This is a genomic window from Phenylobacterium sp. Root700 (genome assembly GCF_001429025.1).
GTDB lineage: Bacteria > Pseudomonadota > Alphaproteobacteria > Caulobacterales > Caulobacteraceae > Phenylobacterium.
In genome coordinates this window covers 85692-109206 of record NZ_LMHT01000015.1, presented here as the reverse complement: position 1 = coordinate 109206, position 23515 = coordinate 85692, and the positions used below count along the sequence as shown (strand labels likewise).

Annotated in this window: 28 protein-coding genes; 19 read left to right on the top strand and 9 right to left on the bottom strand. The window is 68.6% G+C overall.

What is annotated here, in order from left to right; translation table 11 throughout:
• Positions 1–13 precede the first annotated feature (13 nt).
• Complete coding sequence (locus ASE02_RS10085) at positions 14–553, bottom strand: GNAT family N-acetyltransferase (protein WP_156406003.1); 540 nt, start codon at positions 551–553, stop codon at positions 14–16.
• A gap of 37 nt (positions 554–590) precedes the next feature.
• On the opposite strand from ASE02_RS10085, the gene ASE02_RS10080 reads away from it, so the two are divergent.
• From ASE02_RS10080 to dxs, 5 genes are all read left to right on the top strand, one after another.
• The gene (locus tag ASE02_RS10080; protein WP_056733748.1) at positions 591–1514 is read left to right on the top strand and encodes a histone deacetylase family protein; all 924 of its coding nucleotides are present in this window, start codon (positions 591–593) and stop codon (positions 1512–1514) included.
• Between the two features lie 41 nt (positions 1515–1555).
• Positions 1556–2173 carry a histidine phosphatase family protein gene (locus ASE02_RS10075; protein WP_156406002.1) on the top strand — a complete coding sequence of 206 codons (618 nt, stop codon included), beginning with the start codon at positions 1556–1558 and terminating at the stop codon, positions 2171–2173.
• 67 nt (positions 2174–2240) lie between these two features.
• Positions 2241–2483: an exodeoxyribonuclease VII small subunit gene (locus ASE02_RS10070; RefSeq protein ID WP_056733744.1), complete on the top strand. Its 243-nt coding sequence runs from the start codon at positions 2241–2243 to the stop codon at positions 2481–2483.
• Position 2484: 1 nt separating this feature from the next.
• A complete protein-coding gene (locus tag ASE02_RS10065; RefSeq protein WP_056733742.1) occupies positions 2485–3363 on the top strand; it encodes a polyprenyl synthetase family protein in 879 nt (292 codons plus the stop codon).
• A gap of 26 nt (positions 3364–3389) precedes the next feature.
• The gene (gene dxs / locus ASE02_RS10060) at positions 3390–5306 is read left to right on the top strand and encodes a 1-deoxy-D-xylulose-5-phosphate synthase (RefSeq protein WP_056733740.1); all 1917 of its coding nucleotides are present in this window, start codon (positions 3390–3392) and stop codon (positions 5304–5306) included.
• Positions 5307–5465: 159 nt separating this feature from the next.
• On the opposite strand, the gene ASE02_RS10055 is transcribed toward dxs, so the two are convergent.
• Genes ASE02_RS10055 through flgF form a run of 6 tightly spaced genes read right to left on the bottom strand, consistent with a single transcriptional unit; the run spans position 5466 to position 9560 of the window.
• Entirely contained in the window at positions 5466–5966 is a 501-nt protein-coding gene (locus ASE02_RS10055) for a hypothetical protein (RefSeq protein WP_056733738.1), read from the bottom strand.
• 32 nt (positions 5967–5998) lie between these two features.
• A complete protein-coding gene (locus ASE02_RS10050) occupies positions 5999–6475 on the bottom strand; it encodes a hypothetical protein (RefSeq protein ID WP_056733736.1) in 477 nt (158 codons plus the stop codon).
• A gap of 60 nt (positions 6476–6535) precedes the next feature.
• Positions 6536–7267, bottom strand: a complete 732-nt coding sequence (gene flgH / locus ASE02_RS10045) for a flagellar basal body L-ring protein FlgH (RefSeq protein WP_056733735.1) — start codon at positions 7265–7267, stop codon at positions 6536–6538.
• 12 nt (positions 7268–7279) lie between these two features.
• A complete protein-coding gene (gene flgA / locus ASE02_RS10040; RefSeq protein WP_056733733.1) occupies positions 7280–8017 on the bottom strand; it encodes a flagellar basal body P-ring formation chaperone FlgA in 738 nt (245 codons plus the stop codon).
• A gap of 2 nt (positions 8018–8019) precedes the next feature.
• Positions 8020–8808 carry a flagellar basal-body rod protein FlgG gene (gene flgG / locus ASE02_RS10035; protein ID WP_056733732.1) on the bottom strand — a complete coding sequence of 263 codons (789 nt, stop codon included), beginning with the start codon at positions 8806–8808 and terminating at the stop codon, positions 8020–8022.
• 14 nt (positions 8809–8822) lie between these two features.
• The gene (flgF, locus tag ASE02_RS10030) at positions 8823–9560 is read right to left on the bottom strand and encodes a flagellar basal-body rod protein FlgF (protein WP_056733730.1); all 738 of its coding nucleotides are present in this window, start codon (positions 9558–9560) and stop codon (positions 8823–8825) included.
• 217 nt (positions 9561–9777) lie between these two features.
• Here flgF and ASE02_RS10025 point away from each other — a divergent pair, with 217 nt between their 5' ends.
• The 6 genes from ASE02_RS10025 to ASE02_RS10000 are packed head-to-tail and all read left to right on the top strand — an operon-like array spanning position 9778 to position 16600.
• A complete protein-coding gene (locus tag ASE02_RS10025) occupies positions 9778–10368 on the top strand; it encodes a flagellar basal body-associated FliL family protein (RefSeq protein ID WP_056733728.1) in 591 nt (196 codons plus the stop codon).
• Positions 10369–10397: 29 nt separating this feature from the next.
• Positions 10398–11489 carry a flagellar motor switch protein FliM gene (gene fliM / locus ASE02_RS10020; RefSeq protein ID WP_369818542.1) on the top strand — a complete coding sequence of 364 codons (1092 nt, stop codon included), beginning with the start codon at positions 10398–10400 and terminating at the stop codon, positions 11487–11489.
• Positions 11486–11995, top strand: a complete 510-nt coding sequence (locus ASE02_RS10015) for a DUF6468 domain-containing protein (protein WP_056733726.1) — start codon at positions 11486–11488, stop codon at positions 11993–11995. Before fliM ends, ASE02_RS10015 begins: the two co-directional genes overlap by 4 nt.
• Positions 11992–12801 (top strand): MotE family protein, encoded by an 810-nt coding sequence (locus tag ASE02_RS10010; protein WP_056733724.1) that lies wholly within the window; start codon positions 11992–11994, stop codon positions 12799–12801. Before ASE02_RS10015 ends, ASE02_RS10010 begins: the two co-directional genes overlap by 4 nt.
• A gap of 6 nt (positions 12802–12807) precedes the next feature.
• Positions 12808–15729, top strand: a complete 2922-nt coding sequence (locus ASE02_RS10005) for an endoglucanase (protein ID WP_082601985.1) — start codon at positions 12808–12810, stop codon at positions 15727–15729.
• 58 nt (positions 15730–15787) lie between these two features.
• Entirely contained in the window at positions 15788–16600 is an 813-nt protein-coding gene (locus ASE02_RS10000; RefSeq protein ID WP_056733721.1) for a transporter, read from the top strand.
• Here ASE02_RS10000 and fliP read toward each other — a convergent pair.
• Both fliP and ASE02_RS09990 read right to left on the bottom strand, forming a co-directional pair.
• Positions 16597–17394 carry a flagellar type III secretion system pore protein FliP gene (fliP, locus tag ASE02_RS09995; protein ID WP_156406001.1) on the bottom strand — a complete coding sequence of 266 codons (798 nt, stop codon included), beginning with the start codon at positions 17392–17394 and terminating at the stop codon, positions 16597–16599. The genes ASE02_RS10000 and fliP overlap by 4 nt on opposite strands.
• Positions 17394–17681, bottom strand: coding sequence for a flagellar biosynthetic protein FliO (locus ASE02_RS09990; protein WP_056734019.1), 288 nt, complete (start codon positions 17679–17681; stop codon positions 17394–17396). Before ASE02_RS09990 ends, fliP begins: the two co-directional genes overlap by 1 nt.
• 105 nt (positions 17682–17786) lie before the next feature.
• Here ASE02_RS09990 and flgB point away from each other — a divergent pair, with 105 nt between their 5' ends.
• The 8 genes from flgB to flhB all read left to right on the top strand — a co-directional run bounded on the left by flgB (position 17787) and on the right by flhB (position 23504).
• Positions 17787–18197: a flagellar basal body rod protein FlgB gene (flgB, locus tag ASE02_RS09985; protein ID WP_056733719.1), complete on the top strand. Its 411-nt coding sequence runs from the start codon at positions 17787–17789 to the stop codon at positions 18195–18197.
• Positions 18198–18207: 10 nt separating this feature from the next.
• Positions 18208–18627 (top strand): flagellar basal body rod protein FlgC, encoded by a 420-nt coding sequence (flgC, locus tag ASE02_RS09980; RefSeq protein ID WP_056733717.1) that lies wholly within the window; start codon positions 18208–18210, stop codon positions 18625–18627.
• Positions 18628–18641: 14 nt separating this feature from the next.
• Positions 18642–18950, top strand: coding sequence for a flagellar hook-basal body complex protein FliE (gene fliE / locus ASE02_RS09975; RefSeq protein ID WP_056733716.1), 309 nt, complete (start codon positions 18642–18644; stop codon positions 18948–18950).
• A gap of 24 nt (positions 18951–18974) precedes the next feature.
• Positions 18975–19751 carry an ABC transporter ATP-binding protein gene (locus ASE02_RS09970; RefSeq protein WP_056733714.1) on the top strand — a complete coding sequence of 259 codons (777 nt, stop codon included), beginning with the start codon at positions 18975–18977 and terminating at the stop codon, positions 19749–19751.
• Positions 19748–21286 carry a glycine betaine ABC transporter substrate-binding protein gene (locus ASE02_RS09965; protein ID WP_056733712.1) on the top strand — a complete coding sequence of 513 codons (1539 nt, stop codon included), beginning with the start codon at positions 19748–19750 and terminating at the stop codon, positions 21284–21286. Before ASE02_RS09970 ends, ASE02_RS09965 begins: the two co-directional genes overlap by 4 nt.
• Positions 21287–21372: 86 nt before the next feature.
• On the top strand, positions 21373–21636 hold the full coding sequence (gene fliQ, locus ASE02_RS09960; RefSeq protein ID WP_056733710.1) for a flagellar biosynthesis protein FliQ: 264 nt from the start codon (positions 21373–21375) through the stop codon (positions 21634–21636).
• Between the two features lie 19 nt (positions 21637–21655).
• Positions 21656–22411: a flagellar biosynthetic protein FliR gene (gene fliR, locus ASE02_RS09955; RefSeq protein WP_056733708.1), complete on the top strand. Its 756-nt coding sequence runs from the start codon at positions 21656–21658 to the stop codon at positions 22409–22411.
• Positions 22412–22415: 4 nt separating this feature from the next.
• Positions 22416–23504: a flagellar biosynthesis protein FlhB gene (flhB, locus tag ASE02_RS09950; protein WP_056733706.1), complete on the top strand. Its 1089-nt coding sequence runs from the start codon at positions 22416–22418 to the stop codon at positions 23502–23504.
• Positions 23505–23515 lie beyond the last annotated feature (11 nt).

Genomic DNA, 23515 nt, shown 5'->3' with positions numbered 1-23515 from the left:
CAGCGCCTAAAATTCACGCATCGGTGGAAATTCTTTGCGCAACACGTCGCAGGATGAACTCGTGGTCGGTGGTCGAGCCGACTCGGAAGCCGTATTCGCCGACCTTGGAAAAGCCCTGCCGAGCATAGAACCGCTGGGCGCCGAAGTTCTCGGACCACACCCCGATCCAGAGGTCGCGGGGGCCGTCGCGTTCCAGCCACTCCATTACCTCGGTGAACAAGCGGCGGCCCGTGCCGCCGTTCTGCCAGTCCTTCAGCAGATAGAGCCGTTTGAGTTCGCCGCAGGCCGGCGTGACCTCGTCATGGGGCAGGCCGCAGGGACCGGCGAGGGCGTAGCCGACCGCCTGGCCGCCGGCTTCCACCAGCCATGTCGCCTTGGCGGGATCGGCGAGGTCGGCCTTGGCGCTCTCCAGCCCATAGGCCTGAGCCAGGAAGTCTGCGAGGTCCTGCGGCGGATAGAGGTATCCAAAGGTCTCGACGAAGGTGCGGGCGCCGAGCTCGGCGACGGTCTGCGCGTCGGAGGCTTCGGCGCGGCGGATCACGGGTTCCTGCATTCTGTTTGAGACGCTCGACGGGTTAGGGTGAGATTCCATGGACACCGCCCTCTACACCCATCGCGACATGCTGGACCACCGCCCAGGCGAGGGGCATCACGAGCGGCCCGCGCGGCTGAGCGCGGTGCTGGACGCTCTGGCCGACAGCGGCCTGCTGCTCGACCCGCGCGAGGCGCCGCTGGTGGCGCGCGCCGATCTCGAACTGGCGCACCGTGGAAATTATGTCGACGCGATCTTCGAGACCGCGCCCGTGACCGGCAGGCTGCGGCTGGACGACGACACCTACATGTCGCCCGGCAGTCTGACCGCCGCGCGCCGCGCCGCCGGGGCGGTGGTGCAGGCGGTGAGGGACGTGGCCGCGGGCCGGGCGAATCGCGCCTTCTGCGCCGTGCGGCCTCCGGGCCACCACGCCGAGCCGGCCCTGCCGATGGGCTTTTGCATTTTTTCCAACGTCGCCATCGCCGCCCGCGCCGCTCAGGAAGCTGGGCTCAAGCGGGTCGCCGTGGTCGATTTCGACGTCCATCACGGTAACGGAACCCAGGCGGTGTTCGCCGGGCGCGAGGACCTGTTCTTCGCCTCGGTCCAGCAGTGGCCGATGTGGCCGGGCACCGGCCATCCGTCCGAAGTCGTACCCGCCAATATCCGGAACGCCGTTGTACCGCCGGGCGCGCCGCGGGAATTGTGGCGCAAGGAATTCGAGGGGCTGATGTCCCATGTCGACGCCTTCGCGCCCGATCTGATCATCGTCTCGGCCGGCTTCGACGCCCATGCCCGCGACCCGATCGGCGATTCGAGTCAGAGCCTGGAGGCCGAGGATTTCGCCTGGGCGACGCGGGCGATCGTCAGCGTGGCGCAGGCTCATAGCAGCGGCCGGGTTGTTTCCTCGCTCGAGGGCGGGTACGACCTTGAGGCTCTAGGCCGTTCTGCACTCGCGCACGTTCAGGCTCTCTCGCAGGGGTGAAGGGCGAGTCCGGGTTGCTCGAATCCGGGCCTTCGAATGATATGGCCGACGCTTTGACCGCCGACCTTCCAAAAACCGCCGCTACGCGTCCGGGCTCGATTGTCCTGGCTCGCCATGGCGAGCCCGACATCGCGCGCAACGTGATGCTGAACGCGCGCGGCTACGAAGACTATTGGGGCCGCTACGAGCAGCTGGGGATTCGGCCCGGCCAGACCCCGCCGCGCGAGCTGCTGGAACTGGCCGCCAAGGCTGACGTCATCATCTCGTCGGTGCGCAGGCGGTCGGTCGAAAGCACTCAGGCGCTGGTGGGCGGACGTGAATTCGCCCGCGACCCGATGTTCGTCGAGGCGCCGTTGCCGGCGCCGGGCTTCCCGGGCTTCCTGAAGATGTCGCCGAAGGTCTGGGGCTTCACGGCCCGGTTCTGGTGGTGGTTCTTCAACCACCACGCCGGTCAGGAAACCCGCGCCCAGGCCGAGGCCCGCGCCGACCAGGCCGCCGACCTGATCGTGGACCTAGCCGAGCAGGGCCAGGACGTGGTGGTGCTGGCGCACGGCTTCTTCAACTTCATGGTCGGTCGATCCCTGCGAAAGCGCGGCTGGCGGCTGACGGCCAACCAAGGCTGGAAGTACTGGTCGACGCGGCGCTTCGAGCGCTCCTGACACCTCTCCGGCGTTGCGACCAAGGTCCCTCGTCTCTAACGTGCCCGCTTCTCAAGGAACTTCAGAAATGGCCGACGCCGCCGACATTGATGCGCTTTCGTTCGAGCAGGCTCTCGCCGAGCTGGAACGCATTGTCGGCCAGCTGGAGTCCGGCCAAGCGCCGCTGGAGCAATCCATCGAACTCTATGAGCGCGGGGCCCTGCTGAAGGCTCACTGCGAGAAGCGCCTCGAGGCCGCGCGCCTGCGGGTCGAGAAGATCGTGGTGGGCGCGGGCGGCCAGGCGGGCGTCGAGCCGGCCGAGTTCAACTGAGATGGCGCTCGCCCAGCGTGTCGCGGAGTCCGCCGATCTGGTGACGGTGGCGCTCGATCAGCTGCTGCATCGCGCCGAGGGGCCCGAGGCTCGCCTGACTGAGGCCATGCGCTATGCGGCGCTCGGCCCTGGCAAGCGGCTGCGACCGTTCTTCGCCATCGAGACCGGCAAGATGTTCGACCTGGACGACCGCGCGGTGTTGCGCGCGGCCTGCGCGCTGGAGTGCATCCAGGCCTACAGCCTGGTCCATGACGACCTGCCGTGCATGGACGACGACGACATGCGCCGGGGCCGGCCGACGGTGCATAAGGCCTATGACGAGGCCACGGCGGTGCTGGTCGGCGACGCCCTGCAGACCGTCGCCTTCGAGATTCTCGCCCATCCCGACACCCATAAGGACGGCAATGTCCGCGCCGAGATGGTGTTGCGCCTGGCCCTGGCGTCCGGCGCGCGGGGCATGTGCGGCGGCCAGATGATCGACATGCTGGGCGTGCGCGACGACCTGGGCGCGGTGGCCCGCATGCAGCGGCTGAAGACCGGCGCGCTGATCGCCGTCGCCTTCGAACTGCCGCTGATCATGGCCCACGCCGGCGACGCCGAGCGCCATGCGCTGATGGCCTTCGCCCAGGACATCGGCCTGGCCTACCAGATCGTCGATGACCTGCTGGACGCCGAGGGCGACAGCGCCGTACTCGGCAAAAAGGCCGGCAAGGACGCCGACAAGGGCAAGGCCAACTATGTGACCTTGCTGGGCGCGCAGGCCGCGCGCGAACGCCTGAATCTCCTGGCGGAACAGACGAAAGCACACCTCGATCCGTTCGGTCCGCGGGCCGAATTCCTGCGGGCGAGTGTGGATTTCGTGTTAGATCGCCGAAACTAAACTCAAAGCAGACCCTTCATTTAGACATGCCGCCAGTCACGCCTCTGCTCGACAAGGTCTCGTATCCCCGGGACATGCGCGGGTTCAATTCAGCCGAACTTCGACAGCTCGCTGACGAAGTGCGCGCCGAGATGATCGACGCCGTTTCGCAGACCGGCGGCCACTTCGGCGCGGGCCTGGGCGTGGTCGAACTGACCGTGGCGCTGCACCATGTCTATGAGACGCCGGACGACATCCTGATCTGGGACGTCGGCCACCAGGCCTACCCGCACAAGATTCTCACCGGACGCCGCGACCGCATCCGCACCCTGCGCCAGGGCGGGGGCCTGTCGGGCTTCACCAAGCGCAGTGAGAGCGAATACGACCCGTTCGGCGCGGCCCACGCGGCGACCTCGATCTCCGCGGCGCTCGGCTTCGCCGCCGCCCGCGACGCGCACGGCAAGCACAACAGCGTGGTCGCGGTGATCGGCGACGGCTCGATGAGCGCCGGCATGGCCTATGAGGCGATGAACAACGCCTGCGAGACCACGGGCCAGCTTACCGTCATCCTCAACGACAACGACATGTCCATCGCCCCGCCGGTCGGCGGGATGAGCGCCTATCTGGCCCGCGTCGTCTCCGGCGGCGGCTATCAGTCGCTGCGCAATCTCGGCAAGTCGGTGGCCAAGGTCCTGCCCAAGCCGCTGCAAGAAGCCGCTCGCAAGGCCGAGGAATACGCCCGCGGCATGGTGACCGGCGGCACGCTGTTCGAGGAGCTGGGCTTCTACTATGTCGGCCCGATCGACGGTCATGACCTCGACGCCCTGGTGCCGATCCTGAAGAACGTCCGTGAAATCAAGGACAAGCCGGTCCTGGTCCACGTGGTGACGCAAAAGGGCAAGGGCTACGCGCCGGCCGAGAGCGCCGCCGACAAGCTGCACGCCGTGGCCAAGTTCGACATCGTCACCGGCCAACAGGCCAAGAGCCAGCCGGCCGCCCCGCAGTACACCAAGGTCTTCGCCCAGGAACTGATCAAGCAGGCCGAGCGCGACGACAGGATCATCGCCGTGACCGCCGCCATGCCCTCGGGCACCGGACTGGACCTGTTCGCCCAGCGATTCCCGGAACGCACCTTCGACGTCGGCATCGCCGAGCAGCACGCGGTGACCTTCGCCGCCGGCCTCGCCGCCGACGGCATGAAGCCGTTCTGCGCGATCTATTCGACCTTCCTGCAACGCGGCTACGATCAGGTCGTCCACGATGTGGCGATCCAGGGCCTGCCGGTGCGCTTCGCCATGGACCGCGCCGGTCTGGTGGGCGCGGACGGCGCGACGCACGCAGGCTCCTTCGACATCGGCTTCATGGGCGCTCTGCCCGGCATGGTGCTGATGGCCGCCGCCGACGAGGCTGACCTCGCCCGCATGGTCGCCACCGCCGTGGCCATCGACGACCGCCCCTCGGCCTTCCGCTATCCGCGCGGCGAGGGCGTGGGCGTGGCGATCCCGGAGATCGCTGAGCCGCTGGAGATCGGCAAGGGCCGCATCGTTCGCGAAGGTAGCGCCGTCGCCATCCTGTCGTTCGGCACCCGCCTGGCCGAATGCCTGAAGGCCGCGGATCTGCTGGCCGCGCGCGGCCTGTCGGCCACCGTCGCCGACGCCCGCTTCGCCAAGCCGCTCGACATCGACATGCTGCTGCGGCTGGCCCGCGAGCATGAGGCGCTGATCACGGTGGAAGAGGGCGCCATGGGCGGCTTCGGGGCTTTCGTGCTCCAGGCCCTGGCCCAGCACGGCGCGCTGGATCGCGGGCTGAAGGTCCGCACGCTGAACCTGCCCGACATCTTCCAGGATCACGACAAGCCCGAGATCATGTACGCCGACGCAGGTCTCGACGCCGAAGGCATCGCGGCCGGCGCGCTGTCGGCCCTCGGCGTCGACAACCACTCGATGGCGGGCCGCCGCGCTTAAGAGCGCGCGTCACCCTTCCAAGATCGTCATGGCCGGCCTACGTGCCGGCCATCCATAAACTTCGCTGTCGTGGGTTGTCTGGGCGGCTCGTGCGTATGGATCGCCGGGACAAGCCCGCCGATGACGAACGGGGTCAGGGTCGGCGCTTGGCCCGACCTCCTACTTGCAGGCGCTGAGGAACTTCCGAACCATCGACTTGGGCGCGGGCGGCGGCTGAACCGTTTCGCCAGCGGCCTTCAAGGTGATCAGCCCGGTCTTGCGGAACGCGGCGGCCACCGGCGCCGCGGTCGAGAACTCGGCGATCGCCAGCGTGCCGCCGGTGGTTTCATCGGCATGGGCCTGGCCTCGCAGGGTGCTGGTCGCCGCCTCCGAGGACAGGGCGACGCTCATCGGCCAGGGTCCGCGCACGCCGGCCTTGTCGAGCCAGGTCCCGCCAGCCTCCTGGGTCACCCCGATCTGGCGGGCCAGTTGCCCGAACACCTTCACCTGCCCGGACTTGCGCACGCAGACAAAGGCGATCGGCTGGGCGTCGGTGTCGGGGATGGCGTAGCGCAGGGCCGCGTCCGCGTCCTTGGGCGTCTCCACCGACCAGACGTGAGTGTCCTGGGCGGCGGCCTGGGTGGCGAAGAGGGCGAGGGCGGCGGCAAGGACGAACTTCATGCGCCCAAGCTAGCATCACCTTTCCGGCGGCTCTAGGCGGCCCGGCACTGGGCGAAGAAGTCGGCGACCACCGCCCGCTCGGCTTGGCGGACCGGCAGGCGCGAGGCCCGCCCGTTTTCGACCACCGCGATGTCGCCGGTGCGGGCGAAGCTGGCCAGGGTGGGGTCGCTGGCCGGCGCCATCGCCTCGACCAGGGCCGAGCCTTCGGCCATGGCCGGAGCCGTTTCGCCCGGAAGCCGGCTGGAAAGGCCCTTGGAGGACAGCTCGATGGCTTTCGGCGCGGCGGGGGCGTGCGGCGCGGTTAGCGAGACCAGCACCTGACCCGAACGGGGCCTGCAGGTCATCATCAGCAGCACGTTGTCGCTGTCAGGCTGGCCATAGGCGAGCTTGGCGCCTTCGCCCTCGGCGTTGTGCAGCGACCAGCCGAGATCGACCGCCCCGTAGCCGCCATGGGTGCAGGCGCCCAGTAGGCAGGAAAGTCCTAGTCCGAGGATCGTGCGGGGACGCATGAGGGGCTCCTTACGAGGAGGGGAAACGCCGCCCGCGCGCCAAACGATCCAAATCGGGCGTCAGAACGGTTGGAAGCGTTCCACCAGCGACTGGCCGGCCGGGGTCTTCTGGACCCGGCTGATGTCGCCGCGGCCGCCATAGCTGATCCGGGCTTCGGCGATCTGGGTGTGCTTGATCACGTTGGAGGAGGAGATGTCCTCGGGCCGCACGATGCCGGCCACGGTGAGCTGGCGCAGTTCGGCGTTGGTGCGCACTTCCTGCGAGCCCTGGATCACCATGTTGCCGTTCGGCAGGACGTTGGTGACGACGGCGGCGATGGTCAGCGAGATCTTCTCCGAGCGGGTCACCGCGCCCGAACCGGCGTTGGTCGACTGGGAGTTGGTGTTCACTGCGTTGGCCGGATCGAAACCGCCGGGGAAGAACCGGCCGAGGCTGCTCTCCAGGCCCAGGAAGTTGTCGACGCCGGCGCTCATCCCCGCCGTGCGGCTGCTGTTGGAGGCGTTGGAGGTCTGGGCGCTGTCGTTGATGTCGATCTGGACGGTCAGGATGTCGCCGACGCGGTTGGCCCGCTGGTCGATGAAGAAGGCGCGGGCGCCGTTGCGCCACAGCGAATTGGCCGAGGCCGCCTGGGGCGCCGGCTCACGGGCCGAGACGAAGGTCGGCTGCTCGCGGGCGATCAGGGCCGAGGGGTAGCCGACCGGCGCAAGCTCGGGGCCCTTCACCGCTTCGGAGACGGTCGAGCAGGCGGCCAGCGGGGCCAGGGCGAGGACGGCGAGGATCGAAAGACGCATGGGACTGGCTCTCTAACGAAGCGCGAGCTGGGTGCGGCGGGCGGCCTTGAGCTGATCGGCGGCGGGGCCGACCAGGGCCTCGCCAGGGGCGCTGGCGATGGCCTGGATGATCTTCTTCGAGGTGGTGTTCTGGACGCTGACGGTGTCGCCAAGCCCGGCGGCGGTCATCGCCTTGCCTTGCAGTGACAACGAGATCCCGCCGTCCTGGTAGTTCACGACGATCAGGTCGCCGGCCTTGATGACCTGGGGTGCGGAGACGTCCCGGGCCGACACCGCGGCGCCGGCGCGCAGCGGGCGGCGGGCCGACAAGCCGATCACCGCCTCGGCGTCGCTGGGCGCATCGTTCGGCGCGGCGGCGGCCTTGCCCCACACCAGGTCCTGGGGCTGGACGATCTCGCCGGCCGACAGGCTGCGGGCGTAGGTCAGGACCTCGACATTGCCGCGGACGGCGATTTGGCCGGCGCCGGCCCCGTCGCTGCGCACCACGATCCGGCGCAGGCCCTCGGCGTTGGCCCAGTCCAGGCCCGCGCGGCGAGCGACAGCCTGGACGGCGGCGGCGTCCAGCACGGTCGAGGCGCCCGGTTTGGCGGCGACGGCGATCTTGCCCGCCGCGCCGGCCCCGTCGAACAGGTCCGACAGCGTGACCATCCCGTCGTTGTCGAGGGTCTCGGCCTTCAGCGTCACCGGCTGGCCGGCCAGGGCGGGGCTGGCGGCGAGGGCGACGGCGAGGGTGATCAGCAGGCGCTTCATGACTATGACCGCAGGTTGCTGGTGGTGCGCAGCATTTCGTCGGCCGAGGTGATCACCTTGGAGTTCATCTCGTAGGCGCGCTGGGCGACGATCAGGGCCGTAATCTCGGTCACGGCGTCGACGTTCGAGGCCTCGGTGTAGCCCTGGTTGAGGCCGCCGATGCCCTCGGTTCCGGGCGTGCCCACGGTCGGGGCGCCGGACGCGGCGCTCTCCAGCAGCAGGTTGTCGCCGATCGCGTCGAGGCCCGCCTCGTTGACGAAGGTCGCCAGCTCCAGATTGCCGATCACTTCGGGCGTCGTCTGGCCGGTGCGGACCGCCTGGACCTGACCGCTCTTGGAAATCGAGATGTCGGTGGCGTCCTGCGGGATGGTGATCGCCGGCTGGACCAGATAGCCGTCCTCGGTGACCAACTGGCCCTGGTCGTTCGGCGAGAAGTTGCCGGCGCGGGTGTAGGCGGTCTCGCCGCCCGGCATCAGCACCTGGAAATAGCCGCGGCCGGAGATCGCCACGTCGAGCTTGTTGCCGGTGGAGGTCAGGGCCCCCTGCTGGGTGATCCGATAGACCGACCCGGTCTTCACCCCGCCGCCGACCTGCACGCCGGTCGGCACCACCGTGCCCTGGTCGGAGGACTGCGCCCCGGCCCGCTCGATGGTCTGGTAGAGCAGATCCTGGAACTCCGCCCGCTGCTTCTTGAAGCCGACGGTGTTCATGTTGGCGATGTTGTTCGAGATGACCTCGACGTTCAGCTGTTGGGCGGCCATGCCGGTCGCGGCGGTGCGAAGCGCTTGCATCGACTAGACTTTCCTTAGTTCAGCTTGCCCATCCGCTCGATCGAGCGGCGGGAGAGTTCAGCGTTGGCGTCCATCATCTTGGCCATGGACTCATAGGCGCGGGTGACTTCGATCATCCGGGTGATCTCGGTGATCGGCTTGACGTTGGAACCTTCCAGCATGCCCTGGTGCATGGTCACGCCGGAGGCGGCGACGGGCTGTTGGTTCGAGGTGTTGCGGTAGCGGTTGTCGCCAACCTTCTCGAGGATGCTCAGGGTGTCGAAGCGCGCGACGCCGATCTTGCCCAGCAGGTTCCGGCCCTGGCTGACCGTGCCGTCCGGGGCGATGGTCACCGGCCCGTCCTTGGGCTCGATGACGATCTCGCCGCCGCCTTCATCGAGGATCGGCATGCCTTCCTGGGTGGTGATCCGTCCGGCGTCGTCCAGGCGGAAGCGGCCGTCGCGGGTGAATTGCTCGCCGTCCGGGGTGCGGACCTTGAAGAAGCCGTTCCCGTCCAGCCCCAGGTCGAACGGCGCGCCGGTCTGGCGCAGCGTCCCCTGGCCGAAGTCGCGCCCGACGCTGCGGTCGATCACGAACTTCACCGGACGCGGCGCGCCGGCGGTCTGGGCGGGGGCCATCGGCTCGGTCTCCACCATCAGGCTCTCGACCTTGAACCCGGTGGTGTCGGCGTTGGCGATATTGTTGGCCACGATGTCGAGTTCGCGGCGCAGAGTCATCTGACGCGAGAGTCCGACGTAGAGGGCGTTGTCCATGGCTAGGTCTTAACCTGCGGCGAATTTGTCGCGGTCATCGCTGCAAGGATTGGGCCAGTTGGAAAGCTCAGCAAAAACAACAAGAAATAAAGTTAACGCAGGGCGCTCGGCCGATTTTGCCCGGCACGGAAATCGCGCCCGTTAACACCTGTTAAAAACTGATCCTTAACCATGCGCAGGTCATGAGACGGGGATAGATTCTAAGGAGCGCGCGCGCGTGGCCAAGGACAAGGTGAAGGAAGCCCCCGCCGGGGACGCCGCCGAAGGCGAGGACGGCGAGGGTGCGCCTGCCAAAAAGAAGTTCACGCCGAAGATGATGATCATCGCCGGCGTGGCCGCTGCGGTGATCCTGGGCGGCGGTGGAACCGCCGGCTTCCTGCTGCTGAAGCCGAAGCCCGACGAGGCCCACGCCGGTAAGAAGGTCGAGAAGAAAAAAGAGAAAGAAAAGAAGGGCGACAAGGAAGGCGACAAGGCCCTCGGCGAGATCCGCGAGGGACCTGACGGCATCCTGTTCTACACCATGCCCAACGTGGTGGTGAACATGCAGACGGCCGACGGCCGCACCACCTTCCTGAAGCTGAAGCTGACCCTCGAAGTGCCAGATCAAGCGACGGTGGATCTTCTTGAGCCGAACATGCCTAGGCTGCAGGACATGTTCCAGACCTTCCTGCGCGAACTGCGTCCCGAAGACCTGCAAGGCAGCCAGGGTTCCTACCAGCTGCGCATGGAGATCCAGCGCCGGGTCAACCTGGTGATCGCGCCCTCCAAGGTGAACGCCGTGCTCATCGAGGAGATGCTGATCAACTAGGCCCGTCGGGCCTGGCCAGCGCGCATCGCATGGAAGACGAAGAACCTCAAATCATCGGCGGAATGCAGGGTGCGATGAACCCTGACGACCCCGCGACCTGGGACAACGCCGCGGCCAGCGAGGGCCTGGGCGGCGGCGCCGAGCGGATCCTCAATCAGGACGAGATCGACAGCCTGCTGGGCTTCGACCTCTCCGACGAAGAGGCCGCCGAGCGCTCCGGCATCCGGGCGATCATCAACTCGGCGCTGGTGTCGTACGAACGCCTGCCGATGCTGGAGATCGTCTTCGACCGCCTGGTGCGGTTGATGACCACCTCCCTGCGGAACTTCACCTCCGACAACGTCGAGGTCAGCCTCGACAACATCTCGTCGATCCGCTTCGGCGACTATCTGAACTCGATCCCGCTGCCGGCCATCCTCTCGGTCTTCAAGGCCGAGGAGCTTGAGAATTACGGCCTGCTGACGGTCGACTCCAATCTGATCTACTCGATCGTCGACGTGCTGCTGGGCGGCCGTCGCGGCACCGCGGCCATGCGCATCGAGGGCCGGCCCTACACCACCATCGAACGCGTGCTGGTCCAGCGGATGGTCGAGGTCGTGCTGGCCGACGCCCGCGCCGCCTTCGAACCGCTGACCCCGGTGACCTTCACCCTCGACCGGTTGGAGACCAATCCGCGTTTCGCCGCCATCGCGCGTCCAGCCAACGCCGCCATCCTGGTGAAGCTGCGGATCGATATGGAAGATCGCGGCGGGCGCATCGAACTGCTGCTGCCCTACGCCACGCTCGAACCCATCCGCAAGATGCTGCTGCAGCAGTTCATGGGTGAGAAGTTCGGCCGCGACAACATCTGGGAAGGCCACTTGGCCACCGAGCTCTGGACCACGCAGATGGAAGTCCGCGCGGTTCTCGACGAGCAGCAGATGAGCCTGCGCGAAGTGCTCGACTTCAAGGTCGGCGACACCATCATGCTGAACGCCACGCCCGACAGTCAGGTCGAGCTGCGGGCCGGGGCGATCCCGCTGACCCGCGGCCGGATGGGCCGGCGCAATCATCATATCGCGGTCCGCGTCGACGGGCCGCTGTCGCCCCACGCCAAGAAAGCCATTTCGAGGGTCAAATGAGCATCGTCGCTATCGGCATGAACCTGATGCTGGCCGGCCTGCTGGCCGCGGCCCTGCTGATGGGCTACCGGCTCAACGCCCGCCTGAAGGCGCTGCGCGACAGCCACGAGGGCTTCGCCAAGGCCGTGGCTGAGTTGGACTCCGCCGCCGCCCGCGCCGAGCAGGGCCTGGCCGACCTGCGCGCCGCCACCGACGAGGCGCACGACGCGCTCGCCGACCGGATCGAAAAGGCGAGAGCCCTGACGGCCAAGCTGGATCGCCAACTGCAGTCGGCCCCGTCGCCGGTGTCGCGTGCGTCCCGCGAGGAGCCGGCCGTGGACGACGACGTCGAGCGCGTCGCTCACCGCCTGGGCGCAATGCTGTCGGGATCGCGCGAGCGTCGCCCCGAACGTGAACCCCTGGCTCGCCGCGAGGCCCCGGCGCCGCGCGTGCGGCCCAGCCTCGACGACGATCTTTTCGACCAGCCGACTGAGCGCCAGCCGTCGCGCGCCGGAGCCCGCCGATGAGAAACATGCCCCGCATCCTGCCGCTGGTCGGCGTCGCCATCGTCGGCGTCATGGGCATCAACGCCCTGGCCGGCGCGCAATCGTTGCCGGACATGGTGTCGGGCGCGCGCGCCTTCGCCGAGGAAGCCGCCAAGAGCGTCAAGCCGGGCGCTAAGTCTGAAGAAAAGGCCGCGACCGGAACCGCCAAGGACGCCGCTGCGTCCGTCGCCCTGCCGCCAGCCGCCAAGCCCGCCGCGGTCTGCGCGCCCACCGCCGCCGAACTGGCCAAGGAGGCTGGGCTCTCGCCCGCCGAGCTCCAGGTTCTGCAGAGCCTGGGCGCCCGCCGTGGCCAATTGGACAAGCGCGAGCAGGACATGGACGTCCAACTCGCCCTGATGGCCGCCGCCGAGGCCAAGCTCGACGCCAAGATCAAGGCCCTGACCGGCATGAAGGGCGACATCGCCAAGCTGATGGTCGACGCCGACGCCAAGGAGCAGGCCGAGATCGACCGCCTGGTGAAGGTGTTCGAGGGCATGAAGCCCAAGGACGCCGCGCCGCGCATGGTGCTGCTGGACGACGCCGTCCGCATCCCGATCGCCGCTCGAATGAAGGAGCGCGCGCTCTCGCCGATCATCGCGGCCATGCCGCCGATCGAGGCCAAGAAGCTGACCGAGGCCCTGGCCAGCCGGTTCGCCGATGTGAAGAAGGTGGCCGCCGCCGCCAACGCCGCCGTGGCGACGCCCGCCGCCACGCCTGGCCCGGCCAAGCCCGCCGCCCAGGCCGCCGCTCCGGCGCCGAAGGGCGCCGCGCCCGCGCCAAAGGCCTGATAGCTCGTGAGCCTGCGCCAAACCCTTCGGTCCGGCGTCGCGGCGATCACCATCGCCAGCGTCGTTGCGCCCGCGGGCGTGGCGCCGGCGCAGACCACCGCGCCGCGCGGCGGACTCGAAGTCCGCGTCGCCCAGGCGCGTGACTTCTCGCGGATCGAGTTCAAGGGCGCCCGCGCCGTGGCGCGCCGCGACGGCCAGACCCTGATCCTGAAGTTCAACGGCCAGGCCAATCCAGACATCTCGCGCCTGCGGGTCTCGCCGCCGAAATGGCTGAAGACGACCGAGGCGCGCCGCGCGAGCGGCGGGCTGGAGCTGGTTCTGACGCTGGCCGAGAACGCCGACGCCAAGGTCGGCGTCGCCGACGGCGTCACCTACGTCAATCTGTTCGAGAGGCCTCCGGCGCCGGCGGCGACGCTTGCCGAGGCGGCGCCCGTCGTCGCGCCCGAACCGCCGCGTCCCAACCCTGTGCCGGCCGGCGGCGTGGTGCGGATGGAGAGCAAGATCGGCGCGGGCCAGGTGCAACTGGTCTTCCCGTGGGCCAATCCCAGCGGCGCGGCGGTGTTCCGGCGCGGCGGCGCGATCTGGGTGGTGTTCGACGCGCCGGCCGCCATCGACGTTTCCAAGGCCCCGCGCGGCCTGCGCCAGATGAGCGGCCTCAGCGCCATTCGCGGCAATGACTATACCGCCGTGCGTATCGAGTCGGCGCCCAACGTGCCGTTCTTCGCCTCCAGCCAGGGCGCGGTCTGGACCGTCACGCTCGGCCCCGGGGCCCAGGTCGAACAGCCGGGCCAGATCCGGGTCGTCCGCGACCAGGCCGGCGGCCCCGCCGCGCTGAAGGCCGCCGTCGCCGGCGTCACCGGCGTGGTCAAGGTGGCCGATCCGGTGGTCGGCGACACGCTCTCGGTCGTCACCGCGCTTGGCCCCGCCAAGGGGCTGCCGTCGCGGCGCGAGTACGTGCAGATGGCGCTGCTGCCCTCGGCCCAGGGGCTGGCGGCCGAATCCTATATCGAGGACCTCGGCGTCCGGCACGAGGGCGACCTGGTGCAGATCGGCCGGCCCGCGGGCCTGACCCTGTCGCCGGCTTCGGCGACCGCCGAGCGGACCGAGGCCAATCTGGGCGCGCCGCAGGCGGCCGGAATGCCGGGCCTGATCGACTATCAGAACTGGCCGAAGACCGGTTCCGGCGGTTTCCTGACCCGCTACAACGCCCTGCTGGCGGCGTCGAACGAGGAGGCCGCGCTGGGGCGCGACGCCCCGGTCGGCGCCCGGATGGCGATGGCCCGTTTCCTGGTCGGCTCGGAACTGTCCTTCGAGGCGATCGGCGTGCTCAACGAGGCCGCGCGACGCAGCCCGGCGATCATGGAGGACCCGGAGTTCCGGGCCCTGCGGGGCATCGCCCGCGTCATGGCGCGGCGCTACAAGGAGGCCCAGGCCGACTTCTCGGTCCCGATCCTCTCGGACGACCCGTCGGCGGCGCTCTGGCGCTCCTACATCGCCGTCCAACTGGCCCAGTGGCCCGAGGCGCGCACCCAATTCGGGGCTGGCGCCGAGGCTTTCAACCAGTTCTCGCCGGTCTGGAAGGCGCGCTTCGCCCGCTCCGACGCCCAGGCGGCCCTGGCGCTCGGCGACATCAACGGCGCCGACGCCCGCATCAAACTGGCCCTGATGGACAAGACCGATCCGTTGGAGGAATTGGCCACCCGGCTGGTCCAGGCCAAGGTCGTGGAGGCCCAGGGCTACAAGGACCGGGCGCTGCGCATCTACGCCGCTGTCGCCGGCGCGCCGACCGAAGCCCTGTCCGCGCCGGCCACCCTGCACGCGACCAAGATCCGGCTGGAGATGGGCCGTATCACGCCGGTCCAGGCCGCCAACACCTTTGCGGGCCTGCGCTACCGCTGGCGCGGCGACTCCACGGAACTGGAGACCATCCGCGCGCTTGGCCATCTCTATCTCAGCCAGGGGCGCTATCGCGAGGCGCTGGAGGCGTTGCGCTCGGCCGGTCGCAGCCTGCCCGACCTGCCCGAAGCCGTGCAGCTTCAGGCCGACCTCGGCGCGGCGTTCCGGGCGCTGTTCCTCGACGGCGCGGCCGACGGCTTGGAGCCGGTCCAGGCCCTGGCCATGTTCTACGATTTCCGCGAGTTGACCCCGCTGGGCGCCGACGGCGACCTGATGGTGCGCAAGCTCGTGCGGCGGCTGGTCGATGTCGACCTGCTCGACCAGGCGGCCGACCTGCTGAAGTACCAGGCCGACAACCGTCTCGACGGCGTGCCCCGCGCCCAGGTCGCCACCGACCTGGCGCTGATCTACCTGATGGATCGCAAGCCCGAGCAGGCCTTGCAGGCGATCAACGGCTCGCGCACCACCATCCTGCCGACCGCCCTCAACGCCGAGCGCCGGCTGGTCGAGGCCCGCGCCCTGATGGGCCTGGGCCGCACCGATCACGCCCTGGAGGTCATCGAACGCGACACCTCGCGTGAGGGCCAGGATCTGCGCGCCGAGGTGTTCTGGAAGCAGAAGAACTGGGACGCCTCGGCCGCCCTGTTCGAAAAGAGCCTGGGCGACCGCTGGAAGACGCCTGGCCCGCTGTCGGCCGAGGACGAGGGCAAGCTGCTTCGCACCGGCGTCGGCTACAGCCTGGCGGGCAACGACGGCGCCCTGACCCGGATGCAGCAGCGCTATGGCGGTTTCTACGACCAGGCGCGCAATCCCGAGGCGTTGCGCGTGGCGCTCTCCGGCGTCCAGACCGGCCAGCTCAGCGTCGCCGACTTCGGCCGCGCCACCGCCGACAACGAGGCCTTCGCGGGCTGGGTCGACAAGATGAAGGCGCGCTTCCGCGAGAAACCCGCGCCGGTCGGCGTGGCCAAGCCCGCGGCCCCGGCCACGCCGCCGGCCAAGCAGGCCGCGGCGACCACCGCGGCGAAGGGCTAGGCGACGGACGGCGATGCGACCTAGGCTGGTCGGATCGACAGCTCACCGGGGATATTCCATGCGCCGTCCTGCCGTCCGCATCCTCGCCGGCACCGCCCTGGCGAGCCTGAGCCTCGCGGCCGCCCAGGCCCAGAGCGCGCCGGAGCGTCGTGACTTCTGCGCCGACCGGCCGGGCAAGGGTTCACCGTCCTGCGTGATCGATCCCGGCGTTTTCCAGGCCGAAGTCGGGGCGTTCGACGCCAGCTTTCAACGCTCGGGACCGGGCTCCAGCGACACCTACGCCATCGGCGAGTTGGAGCTGCGGCTGGGCCTGGCGCCGACCACCGAGGGGCAGATCGCGTGGACGCCCTACACCCAGGTGCGTGACCGTTCCGGCGGCCAGAGCGTCCGCGACCAGGGCGTCGGCGACGTGATCTTCGCGCTGCGTCGCTCTCTGAAAAATCCAGACGGATCAGGGGTTTCGGTGGCGCTGCAACCGTTTGTCTCGGCGCCGACCGGCAAGTCAGGGATCGGAGCCGGGGCCTGGCAGGGCGGCCTGATCGCGCCGATCTCGGCGCCCCTGAGCGCCGAGGTGTCGTTGGCCTTCACCCCGGAGCTCGACGTGCTGGCCGACGCCGACGGCCACGGCAGCCACCTCGGCTGGGTGGGCGTGGTGGCGATCAGCCGGTCCTTCGGGGCGCTCTCGCTGGGGGCTGAGCTCTGGGCCGCGGTGGATGACGATCCGGCCGAGCGCACGACCCAGGCTTGTTTCGACCTGACGCTGGCCTGGACGCCGGTCGACGACCTGCAGTTCGATTTCGGCGTCAATGCCGGCCTGACCCGCGATACGCCCGATCTGCAGGTCGGGGCCGGGATCGCGCGGCGGTTCTAACCGCCGCCGGCCCCGCGCTGGAAGCTCTCGACCAGGGAGCCCGCGACCAGTCGCCAGCCGTCCACCAGGACGAAGAAGATCAGCTTGAAGGGCAGGGAAACCACCACCGGCGGCAGCATCATCATACCCATGCTCATCAGTACGCTGGCGACGACAAGGTCGATCACCAGGAACGGGATGAACAGCAGGAAGCCGATTTCGAAAGCGCGCTTCAGTTCCGAGATCATGAAGGCCGGGGTGACCACCTGCAGGGGCGTGTCCTGCATGGTCGCCGGTTTGGGGATCTTCGAAAGCCGGATGAACAGGGCCAGGTCTTCCTGGTCGACCTGACTCAGCATGAAGGTCTTGAGCGGCGCCCCTGCCGCGTCGAACGCCTGCGGCAGTTCGATCTGCTGGTCCATCAAAGGCTTAATGCCCTCGTCATAGGAGCGTTGCAGGGTCGGGCCCATGACGATGGCGCTGAGGAACAGCGCCAGGCTGATCAGCACCGCGTTGGGCGGGCTCTGCTGCAGGCCGAGCGCCGTGCGCAGCAGGCCCAGCACCACCACAATCCGCACGAAGGACGTGGTCATGATCACGATCGACGGCGCCAGCGACAGCACGGTCAGCAGACCGACCATCTGCACGACGCGCTCGGAGAGGCCCGCGCCGGTGCCGAGGTTGACGTTGATCGCCTGGGCCGCGGCGATGGCCGGGAAGATCAGGCTGATCAGGGTCGCCAGCGCCGACAGGCCCGCGGCGCGGCGCCAGTCGGCCGGTTCCAGGCGGGTGAGGGCGGAGAAGAACTTGCGCATCAGGCGGCCGTCTTGGGTTTGCGGGCGGGCTTGGCGTTGGTTGGAAGCAGTTGGCCTTCGCCCAGCAACAGCAGGCGCTCGTCGCCGTCGAACGAGACCACCACCAGTCGCCGCGAGGGATCGAGCACCAGGGTCTCGACGACCGCCAGCCGGCGCTCCTTGCGGGTGGGCGTGAACCTCGCCAGGGCTTCGGGGCCGAAGCGTCGCAGGGCTACGGCCGCCAGGCCGACGAGGCCCAGGGTGACCGCCAGGGCGAAGACGGCGCGGAGGAAATCGGCGAATTCCATCGGGATGTTCGAACAGGGCCAAAGGGCGTGAATGCGCCGTCGAGCCAGGGTTTGCGCCGCAGGGTCTTAAGGCCCGGTTAACCCTATTTATTCACCATATTGCTCATGAACCTCGCTGAGATTCCCCTGTTTGCGATGCTGAAGGGCCGGCTTGGGCACCTCAACGAACGCCAGCGGCTGATCTCGCAGAACGTCGCCAATTCCGACACCCCCGGCTTCACGCCCACCGACCTGAAGGCCTACAGCTTCCAGGCTCAGATGAAGACCCAGATGACCCAGGTCGCCACCCAGGCGGTGACCCAGGCTGGTCACATGGCGCCGGCCGAACGCAAGAGCACCGCGTTCAAGCCGATCAAGGCCAAGGATTCGGAAACCACCCTCGACGGCAATTCGGTCGTGCTCGAGGAAGAGATGCTGAAGATGGCCGAGGCGCGCATGAACTATGATGCGGCGATCGGTTTCTATCAGAAGTCGCTGGGCATGCTGCGCATGGCCAGCCGCGGCCCCCGCGGATAGGACGCCCTAGATGGCCGACATCAAACCCATGACCGGGGCCACCCAGTCCATCGCCGCCACCGCCCTGCGCGCCCAGCAGGCCCGGATGCGGGTGATCGCCGAGAACATGGCCAACGCCAATTCCGTGTCGCGCCAGCCGGGCGGCGATCCCTATCGCCGGCAGGTGCCGGTGTTCACGCCGGTCAAGACCGACGCCGGCCAGGGCGTGCGCGTCGCCCGTGTAGAGCCCGACCGCAAGGACTTCCGCAACGTCTACGACCCCGGCCATCCCTCGGCCGACGCCTCGGGCTATGTGAAGCTGCCCAATGTCGACACCCTGGTCGAGGCGCTCGACATGAAGGAGGCCCAGCGGGCCTATGAGGCCAACCTCAACGTGATCGAGACCGCGCGCGCCATGGAAATGCGCACCCTCGACATGCTGAAGAAGTAAGGGGCGCCTGAGCCATGATGACCGCGCTCGCCGCCGCTAAAGCCTACGCCGCGACCCAGAACACCCCGGCGATCAAGCCGCCGTCGCCCAGCCAGGAAGACGGCGGGCTCGACTTTGGTTCGATGGTCAAGTCGGCCATGAACGACGTGATGCACAGCACCAAGAAGGCCGAGACTCAGATCGCGGCCCAGGTGCAGGGCAAGGCTGAACTGATCGACGTGGTCACCGCCATCTCGGCGGCCGAGGCCAGCCTGGAGACGGTGATGGCCGTCCGCGACCAGGTGATCAGCGCCTATCAAGAAATCATGCGGATGCCGATCTGACGGATCGTGTCTAAGGTTGGCGACATGGCCCAACCGGCGATTGAACTCATCGGCATAGAGAAACGCTACGGCGCGCGCGCGGCGCTGGCCGGGGTGTCGCTGGACGTGCCCACGGGGCAGTTCGTAGCCCTGGTCGGGGCGTCGGGTTCGGGCAAGACCACGTTGCTCAAGACCATCAACGGCTTGATCGCACCAGGCGGCGGTCAGGTGCGTGTCGTCGGCGAGGACGCCGCCGCCGTTCCGCCGCACCAGCTGCGTCGCAGCATCGGTTATGTGTTCCAGGAAGTCGGGCTGTTTCCGCATCTGAGCGTCGGCGAGAACATCGCCATCACCCCGAAATTGCTAGGCTGGGACCGGGCCCGTACGGCGGCGCGGGTCGACGAACTGCTCGACCTCGTCGTCCTGCCGCGTGAGGTCGCCGCGCGCGCGCCGGCCCAGCTGTCGGGCGGCCAACGCCAGCGGGTGGGCGTGGCCCGCGCCCTGGCGGCCGAACCGAAGATCATGCTGATGGACGAGCCGTTCGGCGCCCTCGATCCCTTGACCCGCGACGCCCTGGGGACCGACTACCGCGCCCTGCACGACAAGCTCTCGCTGACCACGCTCATGGTCACCCATGACATGGCCGAGGCGGTGCTCCTCGCCGACCGGATCGTGGTGCTGAAGGACGGCGTGATCGTCGCCGACGGCGCGCCTGGCCGCCTGCTCGCCACCACCCAGGACCCCGATGTTCGCGCCCTGCTGGAGGCGCCGCGCCGCCAGGCTGAGCGGCTGCGCGAACGCCTCAACGGGGTGGCCTCATGAGCGACCGCGTCGCGCAGGCCTGGGGCCTGCTGCCCGAGTACCTGGCCTGGCACGTCTTGCTGAGCGCCAGCGCCCTGGCGCTCGGCCTGCTGATCAGCCTGCCGCTCGCGGTCGCCGCCAGCCGCAGCGCGCGGCTGCGCTGGCCGGTCCTGGCCTTCGCCGGCCTGATCCAGACCATTCCCAGCCTAGCCCTGCTGGCCCTGTTCTATCCGCTGCTGCTGGCGCTCTCGGCGCTGAGCCAGACGGTCTTAGGCCAGGGCTTCTCGGCGCTCGGCTTCCTGCCTTCGCTGCTGGCGCTCACCCTCTATTCGATGCTGCCGATCCTGCGGACTGGGACGGCCGGCATCCTTGGCGTCGATCCGGCGGTGCGCGAGGCGGCCGACGGGGTGGGCATGACCCCGCGCCAGCGACTGTTCCAGGTCGAGCTGCCGCTTGCCATGCCGGTGATCATGGCCGGGGTGCGCACCGCCGCGGTCTGGACCATCGGGGCGGCGACGCTGTCGACGCCGGTCGGCCAGACCAGTCTTGGCAACTACATCTTCGCCGGATTGCAGACCGAGAACTGGGTCTTCGTGCTGTTCGGCTGCGCGGCTTCGGCGGCGCTGGCCATGGTGGTCGATCAACTGCTCGGCCTGATCGAGACCGGGGCGGCCCGGCGCAAACGCGGGCTGATGATCGCCGGCGCGGCGCTGCTGGTCGTCGGCGTGCTCGCCGCCCTGACGCCGCTGGCGGCGTTCGGCAAGCCGTCCAGCTATGTGGTCGGGGCCAAGAATTTCTCCGAGCAGTACATCCTGGCCGAGGTGATGGCCGAGCGGCTGGAGCGGTCCGGCGGGCATGTGTCGCGCAAGGAGGATCTCGGCTCGGCGGTCGCCTACCGCGCCTTGGCGGCCGGCGAACTGGACGTCTATGTCGACTATTCCGGCACGCTCTGGACCAATGTCCTGAAGCGGCAAGACAATCCGGGCCGCGCCCAGGTGCTGGCGCAGCTCACCACCGAGCTGAAGAAGCGTGACGGGGTGGTGGTGCTCGGCTCGCTCGGCTTTGAGAACGCCTACGCCTTCGCCATGCGCGCCGACCGCGCCAAGGCGCAGGGGATCGTCAGCCTCGCCGATCTCGCCCGCCAGGCGCCGCGCCTGACGCTCGGCTCGGACCTGGAGTTCCTGTCGCGGCCGGAATGGAAGGCGGTCGACGCCGCCTACGGCTTCAACTTCAAGCAGGAGCGTTCGTTCCAGCCGACCTTCATGTACCGGGCGCTGTCGGGCGGCGAGGCCGACGTGATCTCGGCCTTCTCCTCGGACGGCCGGATCTCGGCCGACAAGCTGGTGGTGCTGACCGACCCCAAGGGCGCCCTGCCGCCCTATGACGCCGTGATCCTGATTTCGCCCAAGCGGGCCGGCGACGAGCGCCTGCTGGCGGCGCTGAGGCCGCTGATCGGCTCGATCTCGGTCGAGGCGATGCGGGCGGCGAACTACAGCGTCGACCGCGACCAGGGAAAAGCCTCGCCCGCCGAAGCCGCGCGGGCGCTGCATCCGTAAACGGCAGGTAGCCGTTCGTTAACCATAACTAGGCAAATTCCGCCTAGCTTGAATTTCACTGTCCACGCGTACCCAAGAGGCCAAAGATGAACGGCGCCGAGGTTCTCGACATCGGTCGCGACGCCATCTGGCTCACCATCCAGCTGTCGGCGCCCGTGCTCATTGTCGGGCTGGTGGTCGGGGTCGGGATCGGCCTGCTGCAGGCCCTGACCCAGATCCAGGAAGCCACCCTGGTCTATGCGCCGAAGATCGTCGCCATCTTCCTCTCCCTGCTGCTGTTCCTGCCGCTGATGGGCGCTCTGATGAGCGGCTTCATGCGCGAGATCGCCGCTCGCATCGCAGCGATGTAGCGGCCGTTCGGCCGGGTCCATGGAAAGCTTCGCAGCCGCATCCCAGGTCTACGCAGGCGGCCTGATCTTCGCCCGTGTCGCGGCGATCATCATGCTGCTGCCGGGCATCGGCGACTCCAGCGTGCCGCCGCGCATCCGGTTGGGCTTCGCCTTCCTGATGGCCCTGATGCTGATGCCGGTCATCGCGCGCGGCATGGTGGTTCCCGGGACGGTGTCCGGGGTCGGCGGGGCGGTGATCAAGGAGATCATGATCGGCCTGATGATCGGCGGGATCCTGCGGATGTTCCTGTCATCCCTGACGGCGACCGGCGAGATCATCTCGATCCAGACCACGCTGGCCTTCGCCCAGACCGCCGCGCCGGGCCAAGCCGCGCCGTCGACCACGCTGGGCACCTTCCTGGGCCTGATCGGGGTGACCCTGATCATGACCACCGACCTGCACCACATGTTCCTGACCGCCATCGTCAGGTCCTATGCGCTGTTCCCGTTTTCCCGCGACGTGCCGGTGGCCGACAGCGCCCAGCTGGCGGTGCAGACGGTGGCCGGCTCCTTCCGCCTGGGCTTGCAATTGGCCGCGCCGGTCGTGGTGTTCTCGGTGATCTTCAACATCGCCGCCGGCCTGGTTGGGCGGGTGATGCCGCAGTTCCAGGTGTTCTTCGTCGTCACCCCGCTGATCGTGCTGTTCGGCCTGTCGATCTTCGCCCTCAGCCTGGGCGTCATCGGCATGGTCTGGCTCAACCGTTACCGCGAGCTCGCCTCGCTGTTCCTGGGATAGAGCCATGGCCGAAGAGCAGGACGCAGCCTCTAAAACAGAAGACGCGACCCCTACCAAACTCCAGAAGGCGCGGGAGAAGGGGGATGTCGCCAAGACCCCGGACCTGGCGACCCTGGCCTCGTTCGCGGGCGCTGCGTCGGTTCTGGCTATCGCCGGCGGCTGGATGTCGCGCGAGATGGCGGTCGCCCTGCTGCCGTTCATCGCCCATCCGGACACGATGAGCCTGGAGGGGCACGGCGCCATCGAGGTGGCGCGGACCGCTGCGCGCGCCGCCGCCCCCATGCTGATCGCCGTCCTGGCGGTGGCCGCCTTGGCGGGCGCGGGCGGCAACCTCATTCAGACCGGCCTGCTGTTCAGCCCCGACAAGATCAAGCCGGACTGGAAGAAGGTCTCGCCGATGGCGGGCCTGAAGCGCCTGGTCGGCCTCGACAGCCTGATGCAGTTCTTCAAGTCGCTGACCAAGGTCGTCATGGTCGGCTGGGTCGGCTGGCTGGTGATGAAGCCGCACATGTATTCGCTGCGCGATCTGGCGGCGCTCGATCCGGCCGCCATGCTGCCGCTGATGGCCGAGATCCTGCGCAAGCTGGTCTTCGCCACCGCCGCCCTGATGCTGGCCATCGCCGGCTTCGACTGGTTCTGGCAGCGCCAGCGCTTCCTCAAGCGCATGCGGATGACCAAGGAAGAGCAGAAGGAAGAATACAAGAACTCGGAAGGCGATCCGCACTTCAAGGCCAAGCGCCGCCAGATCGCCATCCAGCGCTCGCGCCGCCGGATGATGGCCGCCGTCCCGACCGCGACCATGGTGGTCATGAACCCGACCCACTACGCCGTGGCGCTGAAATACGAGGCCGGCGAAACCGCCGCGCCGCAGTGCGTGGCCAAGGGCATGGACGCCGTCGCCTTGAAGATCCGCGCGCTCGCCGAAGAGCACGGCGTGCCGATCATCGAGGACCCGCCGTTGGCGCGCGCGCTCTACGCCGCCGTCGAGATCGAAGAGTTTATTCCGCCCGCCCACTACGAGGCCGTGGCCAAGCTGATCGGCTTCATCATGCAGAGCGGCGCCCGCGTCGTCGCAAATGCCCGTGGCCGCTGAGATTTCGTGAG

Coding starts and splice junctions, on each gene's coding strand:
- flgC (WP_056733717.1), top strand. CDS start 18,208: ATGGCCGACATCAAACCCATGACCGGGGCCACCCAGTCCATCGCCGCC.
- ASE02_RS10010 (WP_056733724.1), top strand. CDS start 11,992: ATGAGAAACATGCCCCGCATCCTGCCGCTGGTCGGCGTCGCCATCGTC.
- ASE02_RS09990 (WP_056734019.1), bottom strand. CDS start 17,681: ATGGAATTCGCCGATTTCCTCCGCGCCGTCTTCGCCCTGGCGGTCACC.
- fliQ (WP_056733710.1), top strand. CDS start 21,373: ATGAACGGCGCCGAGGTTCTCGACATCGGTCGCGACGCCATCTGGCTC.
- ASE02_RS10055 (WP_056733738.1), bottom strand. CDS start 5,966: ATGAAGTTCGTCCTTGCCGCCGCCCTCGCCCTCTTCGCCACCCAGGCC.
- fliR (WP_056733708.1), top strand. CDS start 21,656: ATGGAAAGCTTCGCAGCCGCATCCCAGGTCTACGCAGGCGGCCTGATC.
- flgH (WP_056733735.1), bottom strand. CDS start 7,267: ATGCGTCTTTCGATCCTCGCCGTCCTCGCCCTGGCCCCGCTGGCCGCC.
- ASE02_RS09965 (WP_056733712.1), top strand. CDS start 19,748: ATGAGCGACCGCGTCGCGCAGGCCTGGGGCCTGCTGCCCGAGTACCTG.
- fliP (WP_156406001.1), bottom strand. CDS start 17,394: ATGCGCAAGTTCTTCTCCGCCCTCACCCGCCTGGAACCGGCCGACTGG.
- flgG (WP_056733732.1), bottom strand. CDS start 8,808: ATGCAAGCGCTTCGCACCGCCGCGACCGGCATGGCCGCCCAACAGCTG.
- fliE (WP_056733716.1), top strand. CDS start 18,642: ATGATGACCGCGCTCGCCGCCGCTAAAGCCTACGCCGCGACCCAGAAC.
- flhB (WP_056733706.1), top strand. CDS start 22,416: ATGGCCGAAGAGCAGGACGCAGCCTCTAAAACAGAAGACGCGACCCCT.
- flgA (WP_056733733.1), bottom strand. CDS start 8,017: ATGAAGCGCCTGCTGATCACCCTCGCCGTCGCCCTCGCCGCCAGCCCC.
- dxs (WP_056733740.1), top strand. CDS start 3,390: ATGCCGCCAGTCACGCCTCTGCTCGACAAGGTCTCGTATCCCCGGGAC.
- ASE02_RS10075 (WP_156406002.1), top strand. CDS start 1,556: ATGGCCGACGCTTTGACCGCCGACCTTCCAAAAACCGCCGCTACGCGT.
- ASE02_RS10070 (WP_056733744.1), top strand. CDS start 2,241: ATGGCCGACGCCGCCGACATTGATGCGCTTTCGTTCGAGCAGGCTCTC.
- ASE02_RS09970 (WP_056733714.1), top strand. CDS start 18,975: ATGGCCCAACCGGCGATTGAACTCATCGGCATAGAGAAACGCTACGGC.
- fliM (WP_369818542.1), top strand. CDS start 10,398: ATGGAAGACGAAGAACCTCAAATCATCGGCGGAATGCAGGGTGCGATG.
- ASE02_RS10050 (WP_056733736.1), bottom strand. CDS start 6,475: ATGCGTCCCCGCACGATCCTCGGACTAGGACTTTCCTGCCTACTGGGC.
- ASE02_RS10080 (WP_056733748.1), top strand. CDS start 591: ATGGACACCGCCCTCTACACCCATCGCGACATGCTGGACCACCGCCCA.
- ASE02_RS10065 (WP_056733742.1), top strand. CDS start 2,485: ATGGCGCTCGCCCAGCGTGTCGCGGAGTCCGCCGATCTGGTGACGGTG.
- ASE02_RS10000 (WP_056733721.1), top strand. CDS start 15,788: ATGCGCCGTCCTGCCGTCCGCATCCTCGCCGGCACCGCCCTGGCGAGC.
- flgF (WP_056733730.1), bottom strand. CDS start 9,560: ATGGACAACGCCCTCTACGTCGGACTCTCGCGTCAGATGACTCTGCGC.
- flgB (WP_056733719.1), top strand. CDS start 17,787: ATGAACCTCGCTGAGATTCCCCTGTTTGCGATGCTGAAGGGCCGGCTT.
- ASE02_RS10085 (WP_156406003.1), bottom strand. CDS start 553: ATGCAGGAACCCGTGATCCGCCGCGCCGAAGCCTCCGACGCGCAGACC.
- ASE02_RS10015 (WP_056733726.1), top strand. CDS start 11,486: ATGAGCATCGTCGCTATCGGCATGAACCTGATGCTGGCCGGCCTGCTG.